At 35.6% G+C, this 17678-nt stretch carries 16 protein-coding genes and 2 pseudogenes; 8 read left to right on the top strand and 10 right to left on the bottom strand.

The annotated features are described in order from the left end of the window. Window positions 1–55: 55 nt before the first annotated feature. Window positions 56–385: pseudogene (locus MHI54_RS02420) on the top strand (IS3 family transposase); the annotation flags it as partial. Window positions 386–669: 284 nt separating this feature from the next. Here the strand turns inward: MHI54_RS02420 and MHI54_RS02425 are convergent. The 4 genes from MHI54_RS02425 to MHI54_RS02440 form a co-directional block, all read right to left on the bottom strand. After that, window positions 670–1008 (bottom strand): hypothetical protein, encoded by a 339-nt coding sequence (locus tag MHI54_RS02425; protein WP_095216367.1) that lies wholly within the window; start codon window positions 1006–1008, stop codon window positions 670–672. Next, window positions 1008–2855, bottom strand: a complete 1848-nt coding sequence (locus MHI54_RS02430; protein ID WP_095216368.1) for a DUF6792 domain-containing protein — start codon at window positions 2853–2855, stop codon at window positions 1008–1010. Before MHI54_RS02430 ends, MHI54_RS02425 begins: the two co-directional genes overlap by 1 nt. Then, entirely contained in the window at window positions 2852–3469 is a 618-nt protein-coding gene (locus MHI54_RS02435) for a hypothetical protein (protein WP_095216369.1), read from the bottom strand. The genes MHI54_RS02430 and MHI54_RS02435 overlap by 4 nt, the downstream gene beginning before the upstream one ends. Window positions 3470–4422: 953 nt before the next feature. Next, window positions 4423–4653, bottom strand: a complete 231-nt coding sequence (locus tag MHI54_RS02440; RefSeq protein WP_095216372.1) for a hypothetical protein — start codon at window positions 4651–4653, stop codon at window positions 4423–4425. A 331-nt stretch (window positions 4654–4984) separates the two neighbouring features. On the opposite strand from MHI54_RS02440, the gene MHI54_RS02445 reads away from it, so the two are divergent. From MHI54_RS02445 to MHI54_RS02460, 4 genes are all read left to right on the top strand, one after another. After that, complete coding sequence (locus tag MHI54_RS02445) at window positions 4985–5392, top strand: site-specific integrase (RefSeq protein WP_095216373.1); 408 nt, start codon at window positions 4985–4987, stop codon at window positions 5390–5392. A 638-nt stretch (window positions 5393–6030) separates the two neighbouring features. Continuing rightward, window positions 6031–6639 carry a hypothetical protein gene (locus MHI54_RS02450; RefSeq protein WP_340082226.1) on the top strand — a complete coding sequence of 203 codons (609 nt, stop codon included), beginning with the start codon at window positions 6031–6033 and terminating at the stop codon, window positions 6637–6639. Between the two features lie 5 nt (window positions 6640–6644). Then, on the top strand, window positions 6645–8474 hold the full coding sequence (locus MHI54_RS02455; protein ID WP_340082227.1) for a DUF6792 domain-containing protein: 1830 nt from the start codon (window positions 6645–6647) through the stop codon (window positions 8472–8474). Between the two features lie 3 nt (window positions 8475–8477). Next, window positions 8478–8813, top strand: a complete 336-nt coding sequence (locus MHI54_RS02460; protein ID WP_340082228.1) for a hypothetical protein — start codon at window positions 8478–8480, stop codon at window positions 8811–8813. Between the two features lie 191 nt (window positions 8814–9004). On the opposite strand, the gene MHI54_RS02465 is transcribed toward MHI54_RS02460, so the two are convergent. Both MHI54_RS02465 and MHI54_RS02470 read right to left on the bottom strand, forming a co-directional pair. Then, window positions 9005–9331 carry a hypothetical protein gene (locus MHI54_RS02465; RefSeq protein WP_340082229.1) on the bottom strand — a complete coding sequence of 109 codons (327 nt, stop codon included), beginning with the start codon at window positions 9329–9331 and terminating at the stop codon, window positions 9005–9007. Between the two features lie 590 nt (window positions 9332–9921). Continuing rightward, entirely contained in the window at window positions 9922–10068 is a 147-nt protein-coding gene (locus tag MHI54_RS02470) for a hypothetical protein (protein ID WP_340082230.1), read from the bottom strand. Window positions 10069–10309: 241 nt separating this feature from the next. On the opposite strand from MHI54_RS02470, the gene MHI54_RS02475 reads away from it, so the two are divergent. Then, window positions 10310–11239, top strand: coding sequence for a DUF6731 family protein (locus MHI54_RS02475; protein WP_340082231.1), 930 nt, complete (start codon window positions 10310–10312; stop codon window positions 11237–11239). A gap of 1 nt (window position 11240) precedes the next feature. Beyond that, window positions 11241–11738, top strand: coding sequence for a hypothetical protein (locus tag MHI54_RS02480; protein WP_340082232.1), 498 nt, complete (start codon window positions 11241–11243; stop codon window positions 11736–11738). A gap of 80 nt (window positions 11739–11818) precedes the next feature. Here the strand turns inward: MHI54_RS02480 and MHI54_RS02485 are convergent. Further along, a pseudogene (locus tag MHI54_RS02485) lies at window positions 11819–12349 on the bottom strand (recombinase family protein). Between MHI54_RS02485 and MHI54_RS02490 the strand changes: the two are divergent. Next, on the top strand, window positions 12239–12559 hold the full coding sequence (locus tag MHI54_RS02490; RefSeq protein WP_340082981.1) for a hypothetical protein: 321 nt from the start codon (window positions 12239–12241) through the stop codon (window positions 12557–12559). The pseudogene MHI54_RS02485 and the gene MHI54_RS02490 overlap by 111 nt on opposite strands. A gap of 561 nt (window positions 12560–13120) precedes the next feature. On the opposite strand, the gene MHI54_RS02495 is transcribed toward MHI54_RS02490, so the two are convergent. The 3 genes from MHI54_RS02495 to MHI54_RS02505 all read right to left on the bottom strand — a co-directional run bounded on the left by MHI54_RS02495 (window position 13121) and on the right by MHI54_RS02505 (window position 17620). Beyond that, on the bottom strand, window positions 13121–14518 hold the full coding sequence (locus tag MHI54_RS02495) for a hypothetical protein (RefSeq protein WP_340082233.1): 1398 nt from the start codon (window positions 14516–14518) through the stop codon (window positions 13121–13123). 546 nt (window positions 14519–15064) lie between these two features. Next, on the bottom strand, window positions 15065–16276 hold the full coding sequence (locus MHI54_RS02500) for a PLP-dependent aminotransferase family protein (RefSeq protein WP_340082234.1): 1212 nt from the start codon (window positions 16274–16276) through the stop codon (window positions 15065–15067). A gap of 546 nt (window positions 16277–16822) precedes the next feature. Continuing rightward, entirely contained in the window at window positions 16823–17620 is a 798-nt protein-coding gene (locus MHI54_RS02505) for a fumarylacetoacetate hydrolase family protein (RefSeq protein WP_340082235.1), read from the bottom strand. Window positions 17621–17678: the final 58 nt, after the last annotated feature.

Here is a 17678-nt window from a genome sequence, read left to right on the forward strand (position 1 = left end):
TATATCAAATGAACTTAATGATAAACCTAAAAATATTCTTTACTTTTTCAATTAGAGGATTCCGATAAGAACACTGCCTGAGAACTGCACATTACATAGTGATCAAGGGTCGGTGTATACATCATATGAGTATCAGAAAGCTGTAAAAGCAAAAGGCATTACCATGAGCATGTCCCGGAAAGGAACGCCCGCTGATAATGCCACCATCGAATCGTTTCATTCCTCACTAAAGTCTGAAACGTTCTATCTCAACAGTATCGATCGAACTACGACGGCCATCGTAGAGCGTACTGTCGAAGAATACATTCATTATTATAACAATATTCGTATTCAAACGAAACTAAATAACCAATCACCGATACAATATCGACAATTGGCTGTTTGAAGGTGTTTTGATCCCTGTCTCAAAAACGGGGGTCAGTCCCATGGTTATAGGCTTTCTCAATGATGATTCCGACTGGACTTGAACCAGCGACCCCTACCCTGTCAATTTTGTTTCGAGCGTAAATAGCGTATTTATAGGGGTTTTTCCGTCTTTTAAGTCCATATAGTCCATTAAAATGATCCAAAAAAATTAATTACGTTAGCATACACGTTAGCAAATGGCACTAGACGAACCTGTACTAGTCATTACCACAAAACAGAACTGATACAGAGATCGACTAAAACTTAAGATGCATCATCGCTGTCGCTATATGTTACATAAATCGGCGGTTTATTCATTTCATCTATTTGCTCGCTGAAGCTGTTCACTAAACCAATGACCTTAAATGAAAACATAGAAGCAATATCAAGATTTTCTCTACGACGTAAAAAGTTCTCTGCTTGTACTGCATCTATGATCTTTCCTTGCTGCCCCTTACTTACAAGGATTGAATTAGCTAAAGAATGGAACTTTTCATCCTCCGCAAAAATCTCTTCTGCAAGTCGGGAGAGTGTGCCTCTTAAATAACTAAAGTCTTCTTCAGGGATTATGGGTTTTGTTAATTTTACAGTAAACTCCGGCATTATATCTCCCTCGCTAAATCAAACATTTTTGAAAGATTTTCTTCTTCTCGAAAAAGTTGTAGTATAGCACTTCGATATCTCTCGACGAAATCACGGCCTGTTGCAACTGACTTTTTCATCCGCTCTATATCTTCATCAAGATGCGAGATATTCAGTCGCGGTATAGTCTCAATGATTCTCACTTCTTTTATTTTCATTAACATATATTTGTGCTCTTCTAACATCGCTGCATAACTTCGCGGACTTGATTCAATGCTACTAATTCCACTAATGATTTTCGATCTTCTACTATTAAAGATGTGGGTTAACTCTTCATAGACAGTCTTTTCTAGATTATTGATATACTGTAGTTTATTTTCTAATGAAACAATTCCTTCATTATAAAATCTTAGTGCAGCAGACATATTAACCTTAATTGGTTTTCCTCCACTCACACCTTCAGAAGTATAGATAACATCCTTGCCCACGTACGTCTTGTTCCCATTCGTACGAGCATTTAATAATTCGTTAATGCTATGACTATCAACTATACTTGCTAAACTATCCAAAATCCCGCTGTCTTTAATATTTTTCATTGCGTCATTATAAGCATTATAGAGATTATAAATTACCATTCCTAAGGCACCATCAGCAGCCAGCTTATCAAGGAACCTACCTTCTTCGTCTGTATCAACATTAAAAGTTAGAGCATTCTGCACGTATTCGAGTTCTTGTGCAAGTTTTGAGATTTCATCAATCATAATTTTCTTTTGTTCTTCCGTTATATAGCCTTCTTCAAAAAGTCTCCCAAAGATAACCTCAGAATTGTCGGTTATTAAGTTAAGCTTATCTATTAGTGGGGGGAGATTACTATCGATTGCTTTAAGTGTTTCATCCACTTCCGACTGATTTAGTAAATACCATTGACCAAGACTTGGAAAGGAATTTATATCTTTTATATAGTCATAATTGACTCCAAGTGTTTGTCGCAGCACTTCAGCAATGCCGCCTTTTTGATCGGCTGAAGCATATACGACTCCTAAATCAATAAATTCTTTCAGTACATCATCCGGAATATCGTCTATAATCGTTTTAATGCCGCTTAATTCTGGGTTAGTATCAAAATATTCAATCTCACCAAGTGCTACTAAGCCGCCTTTTTCTGTAATCCCATAGAGAGGGTCGTCTGTGGAGATGACTTGATGGATATTTACTTTTGATTCTTCGAAGAACTCCTTAGTAAAATTTACTAAATCTTGTTTCGGAATATCGTATATTTCATCTGAAGCTACAATCCCGAATTCTTTATTTACGGCTTCAGCAAATTTATTGTCATACGTGTACTGGGCATATGGTGACACTTGTAATCCATTGATGCCATAAACACTATCATAAGTTCCGTCTGAGATACCTGTGACAGTTCCATTCTGATTCCCAAGAGAATGACCCAAAGCATTCACTTTAACCTCATCGTTAATATTGAAATATCTTTTAGCTTCCAAAGTAAATTCTCTAGCGGCTTGTGCTTGGTCAACAGTCTGTCCTAAGTATCCTCCTTTTATGTTATAAGCCCAGTCAACAAAAGTGTCTGACTGGGTTCCTTGGTTTATTACATATAGCTCTTTCTCTCCTCCTTCTGAAACAAGAAGGGCGGTACCATCATAACCTGTTTTCTCAGGATCAACCGTTTTAGAATCTGATGAATGGAGTACTTCCAAGTCACCATCAAATACCTCTCCAGTTTCTTCTAGATAAATGTATTTAAACTTCTCTTCAAGCTTTGAAGAAGATAAATTTTCATATTCTGTATTAACCAGTCTTAACCACACATCTGTTGAAGTGATCTTTTCCAAAGACATTAATATCATTCATTCCCTTCTTTGAGGAATTGAATAGAGCTTAATATCTCAACTAAAGAGTCTTTTATTGGCTTAGCCTTCGTTTCACATTCTTCATCACTTAAACCTTCCTTACAAACAACAGAAGCGAATATCTGAATCTGTTGATTATTGTCATTCCATACTAAACCAGATAACCCTGGATAAATACCATCTTTATTTTCAGCATATTGTATATGCTGATCACTTTTAACTGACTCTAAGGACTTAAATTCAAGTGTACCGCTACTTCGTGCTGTTATACTCTCTTTGCTGTTCTCTTCACTGCTCATAAAATCATAATAATGTAATTTCACTACAGGTACTGCATCTATCTTATCTCTTTCAGATTTAGGTAAAGAGAGCTCAATCATTTCACTCCCATCATTCTCATCTTTATTGTAGCTTTCTCTAATGACAACCAAATTCTCTGGAAAGTCCATTGTAAAACTGTTCGATCCGGACTTAAATGAGTAGTACCCTTCCTTTGTAGGCTCAGATTTTTGTATAAAGTCACGAGTGAATTCATCCTGAAATGCTGCAACATCCGGTAATTCAGATGAATTCATTTCAGAAGGAGATCCTGACTGTTTATCACCGCCCATACTACACCCTCCTAAAATCAACGTTGTTAAAATAAGAACAATTACGAATTTAGTTCTCACTAAGCCTAACCCCCAATGATGAAGTTGCTTTTGTCTTAAAAAATTATATTAAAAATATCCAGTCATTTCCATAATATTGATATCTAAATAAAAAAACAATACTTAAGTCGAGGTCTGTAAGTCCCTTAAGAGAAATCCCTACAGTACCAAAGTACCGATTCAATCAATAATTTTATACATAAAATAGTTCGAAATCGTGTAGTATACATATCTATTAGCAGCGAAGAAACAAGTAAAGAAGAAATATCAGGATAAATAGAAGATGGATACACAGATATCTCTTAACCAAGTAAATCTCTAGTATTTTTTTCTTTTCTAACTCTACTAAATCCTTGCACTTGTCTTCAGTTGCATATGGTAGTTGTGACTGATAATATCGCTCTATGAGCTTATAGTCGCTATCCACACTCGACTTCATTTCATATATCTGTTGATCCAAATCAGTTCTTTCCAGTCCTCTTCGGGAGCTTTTTGTTTGGAAAATGCAGCTCCTCCTTTACGCAAGGATGGCATATGGTATACCAAATAGCAAAGCAGCAACAATTACAAAGCCTAACATAACAAACCCCTGTGTCTTCCAAAAAGACTTCTTCTCCTCCTTTGATTTAAAAAGAAACCTAGATAGGAAAAAAATTATAAAAGTCAATAATCCCGCAGCTAAAATCGTAATTGATCCCATTAGGAACATCCCCAGAAACCCCTACGTAGCATGAGTTCCGAGCTTTAATTTAGTGATTCCGACTGGTCTCGAACCAGCGATCTCTCCCTGTCAATTTTGTTAAGAATATAAATAGGGTGTCGGCCTTTTGTTTATTAAAGCTTTTTTCTTAGTCCAATTCAGATTGTTTGTGTAATTTAGCAGGTTTTCAAATTCCATCCCGCGTTTTCCATAGTTAATAGCCAAGCAACTCTTCCTCTCTTATCCGTCTGGCGTACATCTTCGCCTGAAAGATTCTCTCCCGTATATACAGATGTTCTAACTCCGGCAGACTCATATCTTTAACAAGCCGGTCGCCTTGTCTGGTAATCCTGAACCTATTCAGCTCCTCAACCAGGAAGGTTTGCCGGTCTTTACCTGCTTTTATTTGTTCGGGTGTAAGTGACTCGGCCGCCTGTGCACTCATTTGTTTCTCCTCTCCAGTTCTGCCTGTACGTTCCGCAGAATCTCTTGTTGTTTGCTTACATATGATTCGATAGGATCGTCCGCAGTCATATGCGTACCGATTCGATAGGCTGCATCTCTACCTAACGTCCGCAGTTGTTCTGCAGACAAATTCTCTAAATCTATCAAATGCTTTTTAAAACAGGTGGTTTACATCGTGGAGAGGTTTTAGGAATAGATATGGATAAAGTATAGACTTTGAAAATAACTGCATCTATATTCGACGATCTGTACAATATACAAAACAGTATGATCTTAGAGTAAAGTCTACAAAACCTGACGAGGAATGAACTGTGACTTTTGATGAGATAACTATGAAAGAAATATCGGCTTACCGAAAAGAGCGTAAACGAGAAATTATGAAAATTCGTGAAGAGTACAAAGGTTATAAAGATGTTTATGGTGAAACGTTAAATCTTCCCTTTGCTCATGCTGATGGTAAACCCTATTCACCGCATACGGCTTCACAATTTTGGCGACGGTTGCTCAATCAGTACAATCTCAAAGATATATCATTCCATGACCTACGCCACTCCTCTGCAACTTATCTACTTAGTAAAGGGTTTAGCGTAAAAGCAATCCAAGAACGATTAGGCCATAAAGATTATAAAACAACAATGAACTTATATGCTCACTTAACTAAAAAGATGGAGAATGAAACAGGAAACGCATTTCTAGAAATACGAACTGGTAAAAGTTAATTTGGTCGGTCGTTATAGAAGATTGCAGAATATAAATCATTAATCACGATACAAAAAGCCTATAACCGCAATGGTTATAGGCTTTCTCAATGATGATTCCGACTGGACTTGAACCAGCGACCCCTACCCTGTCAATTTTGTTATAGACGTAAATAGCGTATTTTAAGGGGTTTTTTTGACCATATAGTCCTTTAATTCCGTTAAAATCAGTTCAAAAAAATAATTACGTTAGCATTGACGTTAGTAAATAGCCCTTTGTCCATCTGTATTAGTGAAATCAGAAAAACAGCACTAATACAGTTATCCTCAAAAAGTCTCGACTTCGTCTACTATGATTCAATACATATTGCAAATGCAGGCTTCACTATTTGAAGATTAATTTGTCATATACTGCTTATGGCCATTTAAATAAAACGTATTCTTACAACGTCGTATCCTCACATCTTCATATTCAATGGTAATTATACCCAAGACAAAAGAACGGTTTTTTGTAAATATCCACTATATCCCTGTGATTGTAGTACCTGTTTTTGTATAATTTTATGCAGTAAGCATCATAAGAGCGGAGGTATTACTCTGTGAAAACTAAATTTCTAATACTAATATTATTAACAGCGTTTGTGTTAGGAGGATGTAGTATGTCAAACGGAAAAGGATCTGCTTCACCTTCCGAGATGGATCCACAAGATTTACCGGATGTACCGGCATTTCAAAATGAATTTACTCGTGATTTTCTTACATCAACAGAACCGGTTCGAGAAGGATATTACCCGTTTGAAGCGAAGTCCGGGAAATTTACAATGGATTTCCCAGGAGATATGAATATAGTTGAGAGAAGTTATAATAAATCCTCAAAGAATGACAGTGAATTTCTCACTATATCTCATATCGATGAAAGCCTTGACGTATTCACCACTATACAATTAAAATACTATGGTTTTATGAGTGACGTGGAGTCAACTAAGGATGGACTGTCCGCTAAGAAAAATGAAGAACTTCAATTTCAGTCAAAAAACACTGAATTTGAGGGACAGAACATTGAAGTTGCTGATTATACTGATGGAATCAATCCTGGATTTGCAACATTGATTTGGAATGATAATAAAGAGAACATACAGATATTCACTAGTATGATCTGTGGTGATAACCTTTCTTCAGATGAGTGCTCAAAATTAGTAGAGGATGAAAAAGAAAGGGTATTAAATATATTCCAATCCATAAAGTTGACGCAGAATGAAGGTGAGTGATTTTTATGTCATTGGATAAAATCACAACAACTAATGTGTGGATGCGACTTACAAATACAGAGTACGACAATCTGAAACCTGATGAATTAGAGGTAAAATTTAAATCTATTTATTTAGAAGAAACAGGCGAACTTTTTGAGGGAGAGGTCAAAATTTATCATTCATCTGACTCAAAAAATACATCTAATCTTGAGTCGGGTTATGATGGCACCTCACTTTTAGTATCTGAAGGTGGAGAAGAAAAGTTATATGTGATAAACCAAGGTTCTGTAGATGGAGCTGATTGGAATGAAAATATAAAAGGGCCGTTTGCAGGAAAATCCACAAAACAGGCTGAAGCAACAAAAGTTTTTGTAGATGATTCTAAGAATCACTTTGGCATAGAAGATGATACAGAAGTTGTTTCTTTTGGTCATTCACTGGGAAACCATAACAGTACAATCACTGGTATTGTAGATGATACATTTGATGAAATATATGGAGTTAACGGGCTTCAACTACCTCCACTCGAAGTATATGATTATGACCCAACTTTTTTTGAAGCAGTTAATCAACATTTCGGAATTAAAAATCCTGATAATGTAACTAATATACCTTCTAATGATCTCGCAGAATTTACAAAAGACTATTACAAAGATTCTCCAGTAAAAATTCATCAAAAAATCTCCAAGGATGATCCGCTGTTTGCTGTTACAGAGAAAGCCGGATTTGTTACATTTGGTAATGTAGAAATGATAGACACGAATCCAGAAGTTGACGGAATTAAAAATCTAATTGATGATATCCCAGATGATGTAATAGCAAGCTTCAGAGACCTGGCGATTGATTATTCAGTTGCTGATAATAAAGGCGGCGTAAATGAAGTTGCTTCTCAGCTTCTTGGAGTAAAGTTGGAGTACCTCGAAGGAATTAAAGGTAATATGGACGTTTTACAATGGTACGCATTCGATCACGATGAATTTGATGAGACAATAAAGGCATTAAAAGATAACTTACCTCCATTATTAGAAAAGGTAATTGTAATAACCCAAAATGCTGACACTATATTCGGCCGGCTTTATGAAGAAGGATATATAACAGAAGACCAAAAAAATATAATGATAAAAGAAGTTGCCAACTTAGAAAAAGATTTATCCGAGGCGTATGCTGCTATTTATGAAAATGCAGACATAAACGAAAATCTTAATGAGTTGTATCTGTACGGTGACTATCGCTTGTATAAAGCATTTCAGAAACTTAAGGGTTCATTTACGGGTTCAATTGAAAATATTCTAAACAGTGGATTTTTAGAAAGGCTGGAATCCATTAAGGATAGCCACAGTATTAATGAAATGCTTATTGCTTTGGCTGGCGGAAGTAAAAGCTATTCGGGGAAAGACTTAATTTATACTACTACCAGTGCCAGCGGGGAACCAATTGAAGTAAATATGTCAGCTGCTTTAAGGTTATACCGCGAAGGTGCGTTAATATTTGAGAACAAGATGTCTGCCATTGCAAAACTGGAAAAAACTGTTCACGAAGAAATACAGTTAGCTTTCAAGGAAGAACGAAAAAAAATACTCGACGAAATATATCACATCGAAAGTAATCCCAAAGGGTACGCATATAGTCGAGGTTGGATGCACAGATATCCCCTTTATGAAGTTGAATCACTAAAGGTGATGGATAACGTGTTTCCGCTAGAAAAAGCTGATTTGGATGAACAGATATATGAAATGAAGTCGAGTGTGGATAGCGGCTATAAGCTCATAGAAGACTATAGAAAAGCTGTAGAAGATTTATTTGCGGAAGAGGAAAAGCTATCACAAATGTTTGATTTGGTAAGGGGGATCTAATGGATGGAATTCACAGACTATGAAATGACTCAAATAATTCCGAAAGATGATCACAGCCATAAAATTAGGATGCTGAAGAACCTCGCTGATGATATCCAGAGCCAGGACGAAAGATTTTATGCTTTGGCGAAAAGTACGATTGAAGGAGAAGGCCAAAAAGGTAAAATAGCTGCACAACTAGGTCTTGCCGCAACACTTCGAAAGCAGAAAGAACAAGGCTTATATATGTCCCTTACTATGAAAATAATTCAAGTCGTAGGTAACTTTAGCGAGCAAGTAGAAAGTAACAAACAACAGAAGATAGTTATTAGGTACAAAGAAAGCGCAGAAATAAAATAATTCCCTCAAAAAACAGCAACTGTTTCCGTATGAAACAACTTTGCTGTTTTTTAAAATCATAAAATTCTCCTTTACTTCAATTTTGCTTCTCTTATGGACTAACCTTTTCCTTAATTAAATATTTAATAGAAACTAACGGATGAATCAAATCTCTTCGGGGGCTCTTTGTTTGGAAAAATGCAGCTCCTCCTTTAAGCAAGGATGGCATATGGAATACCAAATACCAAAGCAGCAACAATTACAAAGCCTAACATAACAAACCCCTGTGTCTTCCAAAAAGACTTCTTCTCCTCCTTTGATTTAAAAGGAAACATAGCTAGGAAACAAATTATAAAAGTCAATAATCCCGCAGCTAAAATTGTAATTGATCCCATTAGGAACATCCCCAGAAGTATTCCATCTGCAATAAATTCTAATTTTTGTATTCCATCATCTATCGATTTGAATACCTCATTCAAGCCATACTCCTCCCCTTCAATTACTACAGATTGCACGATAAATCTATCGGATAACCTCATATAGATTCCTCCATAAAGCTAAATAAATTACGGATGCAAAAACCGCCTATTATTTCCAATCGCTATTAACTACTAGTATATCAAAAATAGTGTCGTCAAATTTATCCTTTCTGAAGAATACAAAGAGGAAAGAGACTTTCTCTTATCCTCAATAAATGAATATGATGCGATAGGAATACACCTTCGATTTATGTATTTAGAACGGGCTCCTACCAATACTCTAAAGAACCAAATCATTTTGTTAGGGTCGCCTAGAAGACTATGCTACTCTTTTCCCTGAGCATTTACCCTTCTAACAACCCGGCGCTACTATTAACCTCAAAATATAAAAAGCCTGAAACCCTTGTATCGAAAGTGAAATTAAAAACCTCCAATCCAGGTTCGCGCGCCCTATGTGACGGCTTCCGTCTTATAATTTCGCTCAGGAACTAGCGGCACTCTTCTGAGTGTTATGCTTCGTCCCAAGGTAAACACCTTCTGCACCTGCATCAAATGCCTCATTAACCTACCTTGTGCTTGTCTACAATGCCTCCTGTTGCTATACCCGGTATACTTACTGCTTCTTTTATTATAGGGACTATCGACAATGTTTAAATTTGAACGTTTGGAGTGGCTCCCCACGCTTCAAAGCCTGTCGCAACAATAATGTCCGCGCCTGCCACTTCTGCTATTTTTGCGCCTTCCACGGTTGGATTTGGAGATTCTCGGAAAATAACTGTAAATCCGAGTTCGTTCAATTTTTTAATCTCTTGCTCTCGTTAGGAGAACCCATTGCAACCATAAATTTCACTTTTTCTTCAAGAGATAATTTAAGCATTGGAGTAAACAAACGAACAGCGTTTGCTACGCTGAAGAGCAAAGATCAGTTTCCATTAATGTAACTGAGGATTCTACTGTAGATTATTCTCTAAATACAGGAGGATTTTAAGTTATTATGTCGAATTAGACATAATCCATAAGAGGGAGGGTTCTTAAGTAATGCCAAGAAAAAAAACAATAGGTTTTAACTTTTTTAAACCCGTGATCGAAACACACAATGGGGACACCATAACATTTGATTTATCAGATATTTTTGAAAATATAAGAAATGAATACTTTGATGCAAAAAGGAGAATTGATGCTGGCTTAGGACCTATAGAATATAAGATAAACTATAGTTATAATAATGAACCAGCAAGGCTATCAAGCGTACAAGTAGATGTAGAAAGACAATATTACCATTTAGTGTTTGATAAGCTAGATTACCAAGTGCCTTCGAGAACCACCTTACATGGTGAATCTACTGCACTTGAGTTAGCTGATAATGAGTATATTGGAATTGATGTTAATATTCTTTATGATGCTGAGCATCATATCTTAATGATACAAAGGAACAGAAATTCATTAGGTCCTTCAGGAATAGAAACATTTCTTTCCACAATAATAGATAGTTATACTGAAAATATAAATGGAACATTTCATCTTGCAATGGTATCTGATAACACAGCTAGAACAAGAGCTTTGAATCAATCTGCATATCGGAAAATACATATGAAAGTCACAGGACAAAGAGTTACTGGATTAATGGAGAGATTAGGGATTAATAATAATAGAGACGTCGAGACTATAGAAATCTCATTTAATTCAAGAACTACAAGAGATGGAAAAATTGATGATGATTTTGCAAGACAAATATTAAGGGAGTATATAGAGGATGTAGGAAATGATGTACAAAAACTTCAAATAAGAGCCAGAGAGGATGAGGAAGGAGTCGTAGAGCCAATAGACTTAGTTGATCATAAATTGCAAGCTTTTACGGATTTTGAATTTATCGAAGATAGATATATAAATCCAGAAAGCGTATTTGTAAGAATGATAGAGATTTTTGATGACGGGGGTTACAAATTACAAGTATTGAGGATGAGATAGCTTGAGATTGTCTTACCGTTTACAATTAGCTGCTATAGTTATTTCTGTTATTATATCATTAATTATGTTTCGCTATTCAACTCTGTATAATTTTAAAGGTTATGATAAAGCCTTGGAAGGGATACTACTCATATCGAGTATCAGTTTAGGATTTTACGGAGCTTGCATCGGTGTATTAGCGTCCATCTTTAACACCAAAGCAATCCAGGGTTTAATGAGTGAAAAAGGAGAAAAGCTTGAATTTATAATCATTACCTCTCTTTCATTGTTTATTGGTTTTATAACTGTATCTTTCACTATATTCTTTCAAGTTTTATTAGATAATGGCAATGTAAGTGAAACTATACTAAGGTGGACTAACAGCATTTGGAGTGGAGTAGTAATTAACTTTATTTGTAATCAAATAATTTTTGTTACAATATCATTTATGATTTTCTTCTTTAACAAAGAAGAAAATCCCAAAAAAGATGTTTTTACACCTACGCTTAAGACCAAGTAGAAGGGGAGCCAGTTAAATTCGGACCCCCTTTTTTTAAAAAATCTATAAGCATGGAAGGGCTGAAAATCGAGTTTCTTCTATTATATATGCTCTACAGATTCATATTCTTTAACCAACCGATAAAAGGTAGTTTTATTTAGATCCAGATTCGTCATCGCCTTAACTGCTGTTATCTCTCCTGATTTCCAAAGCTCATATACTTTAAACTCCTCTGACGTTTCGATTTTCGGTCTACCAAACTTCACACCATTCTGCAGTGCAACATCTATTCCTTCACGCAGCCTTTTTCGAATTCGATCACGTTCCTCTCGGGCCATCCAGGAGGTAATCTGTAATACCAAATCAGCAATGAAAGTTCCCATACTGTTGTTGTATTGCGTCGTATCTAGTAGGGGCATATCCACAACGATATCAGCTTGAATTGTTCTTTGTTATATCATTCCACTCTTGCAGGATTTCTTCTTGTTCCTACCGAACCGGTCTAAGGAGTGAATATACGAGTGAATATACAAAATATCGCCTTTTCTGATGATCCGTTTCAGCAGCTGATAGTTGACTCGGTTAAAATCTTTTCCACTTTGCTTATCGATGAAGATGTCTCGTTTATCCAGGCCCTGGTTCTTCATGGACTGTATCTGCCGACCTTCATTTTAATCTTTGCTGCTTACTCGTATGTATCCAAACTTTCTCACCTCCATATTATTACTCCTCAACGTCTTATTCTATTAAAACGTTCGCAAAAGTCACCTAAAATAAAGAACGTTCAAAAATATTTTAATAGGTTTTTGAATGTCGATTTAGTTATTATTCAATTAGAATGAGAGTATTCGTAAAAGTGTACTTTTATGAACATCTATTAATTTTTAACTAAAAGAAAAAAATGCCTTACGGCAAGATTTTGTCATTATTAATCAAGATAGTCAAACATGGATCGTAGAACCCACCTTTTATTCCATTTACTTTATACGGAGTAATTTTTGCACAGGATGCACTTCCATCTGATGAAAACAGATTTAATACACCTCGAAGAGAAGACTCTGCTTTTTTATAGTATTCTGGATCGTTAGTTATCTCAGCTAAATTTTGATATACACGTCCCGTATAGGCACTCCAATAATGTGGAAAAGTGTCCCCATACAATTTACTTTTTCCAAACCAATATCCATCCCTATGCCTTATGGCAGTTTCGTAGAGGTGATAATCGGGTTGTAGACCATTAAAAAGTTCTAATATTTCTACATGTCTTTTTGCTTCGCAAAGAAACTCACTATCATCTGTTAACTTATACATTTCAAGTAAAAGATTTGCAGCGGGCGCTACAATGCTCTGTTCAAAGTTCACTTCTGATTTGGGATAGTTAATACCATAACGATTGATAGTATTTACATGTTCATTAAAGTAACTAAAATCTTGTGTCTCACAGTATCTAATTTGGCTTCCTCTAGTAAGGTAAGCATTTCAAACATTGGCATTTCAATCGGATAAAAATTAGCTCCGCCTTGCTTATAGTACGCCAATAACACTTTCCCCATATCCTTTAAGTATTCTTCACTCTTCCATGTTAGATATAACTCCTTAAACAGGACCGCCAACCAAGAATAGTTATATAACCGATGAATATCGTTATTTCTTTTTATATCGTTAAATACCATACCTGTCTCTTCATCATAAAGCTCTCTTCTGATGTAATTTATATATTTTATTAAGCTTTTTTCAATTTGCTCATTCTCATTGTTTCTTAGAAAACGAGCAAGTAATACTCCCATTCCAAATCTTTCTCTGCCCCCGTTATGATTATGATAGTGAGAATAAAACATTTGATGATCTTCATTATCATAAATTAGTAAGGCACCATCTAGGTGGCTATTAATTTTATGGTATTGTTGCTTATTCACGATAAATTCACATCTGCTTTGCGTCAATTTTTCTATTTTAGGCAGCACCAGTACCTTTGCTTCCGCCATAATTCCACCTATCTTTACAGAATAGCAATACTCTCCAGGGGGCAAATCTTTCTCTCTGATTTCCAGCATATTTTTTTCTTTATTAAATTCAATTGACTTTCCATCTCTTGATATTTCGATTTCATGGTTTATTAAATCTTCATGGTGTAGTATATCTATCTGGATTGCTTCTTGTTCAAATAAAGTATAATTTTCAGCTTGTATATGTACATAATTGGGATAAGTTAGAAGTGTATTATAAAAGTCTTCTTTTCCTTTATGCCAAAATAGTTCCCATTCAATAATGTAAGATTCTCCAGGTGCTAACTGAAACGGAGCTACATGTAACAAAAAGTCTCCACGATCATTACTGATTAATGATAAATCACGCTCAACACTATATGACTTTAAACTTCCTTTTGTTAAGATTAAACCTAGATGTGGCGCTTCCACTACCATTCTCAACCCCATAACATAACTCACTTCTCCACCACACCAAATATGAGCATGACTTTTCTTCACAGTACAAATATCTGCTGAGTCATAATCATCATTAAAAGTTGTGTAGATTGAGGTATCCCCTAGCTTTGAAAAAAAATCAAACTCACTATTATTCTTAAACTCATAAACTTCTTTTAAAGTATTATGATCAGTAAAACTGTGAATTACTGTTGTTTCGATTCCTTTAGGTGCTTCAATAGTTCCCCATAGTCGTATTCCTTCCACCCAATTCATCTTGTATGGGTCGTCCTTATGCCATATTGAACTAATGTATTTTTCTCTATATTCAACTGTGAAAGGGCTGTCCTTAATATCATTCGTTTTTTTTATCTTCATCAGACCTCCCCCTATCCTTCGTTCTGAGACTTCAATATTAATATTGATTAATCATTCCTTTAACAGATTATATCTAAAAAAATTTGAATAATAAATTAAAAAATCAGTTTCTTTTGTTGAAACAACAGAGTACTTTTAACAGTAAGGCATACACGCTGCTTTTGTCCGCCGCTTAATTGTGAGGAAATAGATTTAAAACGTAGGGATCCAGTCCGAAAATCTCTTCGACAGCATTCTATAATAACTAGTTGTTTTAATTCATGTAATGGAAACCCTAACTGCCTGGACTTTTGATCAATATCCTGTTTGATTCCAGATATTATTGTATTAATTCTCATCATCTTTAGAACCTGAACAATGGACAATCTTCTTTATTAAAGAGTGTACAAACAAAAGACTGATATCAAGATCGATATCAGTCTTTTAAGAAATAATGTTACCTTTCTTCAGTTATGACTAGCCAAATTCCTGATAGGATGAGTGCTAACCCAATCCAAAATGTCTTTCCTATAAAGTGGTCAAGTATATACTCTAATGAACGTTGTCTTATATTACTTTATTGATACGGTTGTACTTTTGTAATTCTCGATTTAGAACTTCACCTATACGTTTAATGCCTTCAATGATTGTTTCGCTATTTGTATTGGAGTAGTTAAGACGTAGTGTGTTGGTCTTTGTGCTATTTGGGAAGAAAGATATACCTGGAACTATAGCCACATCATGTTGCATGCACTCCATAAAAATCTTACTTGAATCCATAAATGTCGGAAGCTCTACCCAAATAAATAAACCTCCCTCTGGTTTACTGTAGGATATATTATCTGGGAAGAATCGATCGATGCTTTCAAGCATTGTTTTGCACCTTTCTTTGTATACAACTCTAATCTTTTTAATATGATTCTCTATATCATACAATTCCAAGTATTTAGCTGTAATACGCTGAGAAAAGCTATCAGAATGTAAGTCTGCAATTTGTTTAAACGCAACTAATTTCTCAATTATTATATTATCTGCGCAAATCCAACCTAATCGAAGACCTGGAGCGAAAATTTTCGAAAAGGTACTAAGATAAATTACCCGTCCATCCATGTCAAAGTGCTTTACTGGAGGAAGAGGAGTTCCAGAAAATCGCACAGCGCCATAAGGATTATCTTCTATGATTAAACAGTCATATTGACTGGCAAGTTCCACCATTCGCTTTCTTCTCTCTAGTTTAAGAGTTCTACCTGTAGGATTTTGAAAATCCGGTACAGTGTAAATGAATTTAGCTTTAGAGTTTTTCTGAAGCTTTTCCTCCAATGCTTCCATAAGCATACCGTCTTCATCCATTTCCACTTCCACAAAATTAGCCTTATACACCTTGAAAGAGTTAATTGCCGCTAAATACGTAGGGCTTTCGCATATGATTGTATCACCCTCATCAAGAAAGAGTTTTCCTAGTAAGTCAATAGCTTGTTGAGATCCAGATGTAATTAAAGTTTGCTGAGGATTTGCTTTAATTCCAATTGTGTCCATACGCTTAACTATCTCGTTTCTGAGTGGTAGATATCCTTCAGTTGTACTGTATTGAAGAGATGCTGCTCCATCAGTTTTAAGTACAGCATCACAAGCTATCCTCAATTCTTCGACTGGAAATAACTCAGCGGCAGGAAGTCCTCCTGCAAATGATATTACTTCTGGATGCTCAGTAACTTTGAGAATTTCCCTTGTTTCAGAATGTCTCGTTAATTTAGCTCGTTCTGCATACTTACCGTGCATGTACATGCCCCTCTCATATATTCAGTTAATTTCGAATAATCATAACACTTATAAGAATACCGTACAATGCTGTAATTGTATGCCGAACAATTAATGCCGAATATCTTTGTTTTTATTATTGTCTCAGTTCCAACTCTCATAATCGATACTTGTTTAGTAAGGAGATCCCCATAAAAACAACTCTCCCTTTTTAGTTGCGCAGAAAGGGAGAGTTGTTTTTATTCTCATATTGAATTGCTCTTTTTAATAATATAATGTCTCGGTTAATAAGCTTCCTCATAATATAATATGGGCACCTTTCGAAATCGTCCATTAATCGGACTAGCTCCCTATTAAAAAGTTCAAATTCAGATAAGTGCACTGCGCCTCTATCCTCCTAACTTTATATAATATCCTATCCTTACATAGTTAATCCGCTATTCTCTATTCCTGTTTTTTAGAAACTATTTATATTTATGTGTTGCTAGTGAGCCATTTGATAAGCGTTAATTTGATGTTGGTCCTATTTAATTTTTTCAACATTGTCATGAAGAATATTGTCACATTTTACTGTACAACATTACACAATTTTCCGATTTTCTCCACTTCTACAACGATTTCGTCTCTAGTTTTAATCGGACAACTCCCAGATGGTGAACCCGTAGCTAAAATATCACCTGGCTCCAGTGTCATTACTTGCGAGATCCAGCTGATTAAATAAGGAATGCTGAGGGACATTTGATTGGTATTTCCGTCTTGGACAACACGACCGTTTAATGTCGTTACAATCCGTAAATTTGTAGGATCTATTCCGGTAACAATATACGGACCTAAAGGTCCAAACGTATCAAACCCTTTGCCACGTGTAAACTGGGGATCTTTTCTTGTAAGATCTCTCGCTGTAACGTCATTAAATATTGTGCAGCCAAACACATAATCAAGCGCATCTTCTTCCTTAATATTTTTTCCGCGCTTTCCTATGACCAAGGCTACTTCTCCTTCAAGTTCTACTTGGTTGGTTAAGTCATTTGGAGGAAGAACGATTTTATCCTTGTCTGGAATAAGTGAAGATAATGGCTTTAAAAATAGAAAAGGTTCTGTACGGTTTGGCTCTCCACCAGTTTCCTTTGCATGATCCGCATAAGTCCAGCCGAAATTAATCACTTTAGAAGGCTCTACAGGCTCTAAAACCTTCACGTCACTATATTTCACTTTTTCTCCATCATACTTTATTTCGTTATCAACAAGTTCAGTAAAACTGCTAGACAGTTGTAGTATTGTCTCACCATCAACAATACCGAAGTGTTTTTTCCCATCTTGATGCTGGTAGCGAACTATTTTTTGTGTTTTTTGTAAGACCTGCATTATAAATTTACTCCTTTGGTAAGTAAGATACAGTTACTTAGAATAATATAATTTTAAT

The sequence above is a fragment of the Terribacillus sp. FSL K6-0262 genome, from assembly GCF_037977385.1.
Classification (GTDB): domain Bacteria; phylum Bacillota; class Bacilli; order Bacillales; family Amphibacillaceae; genus Terribacillus.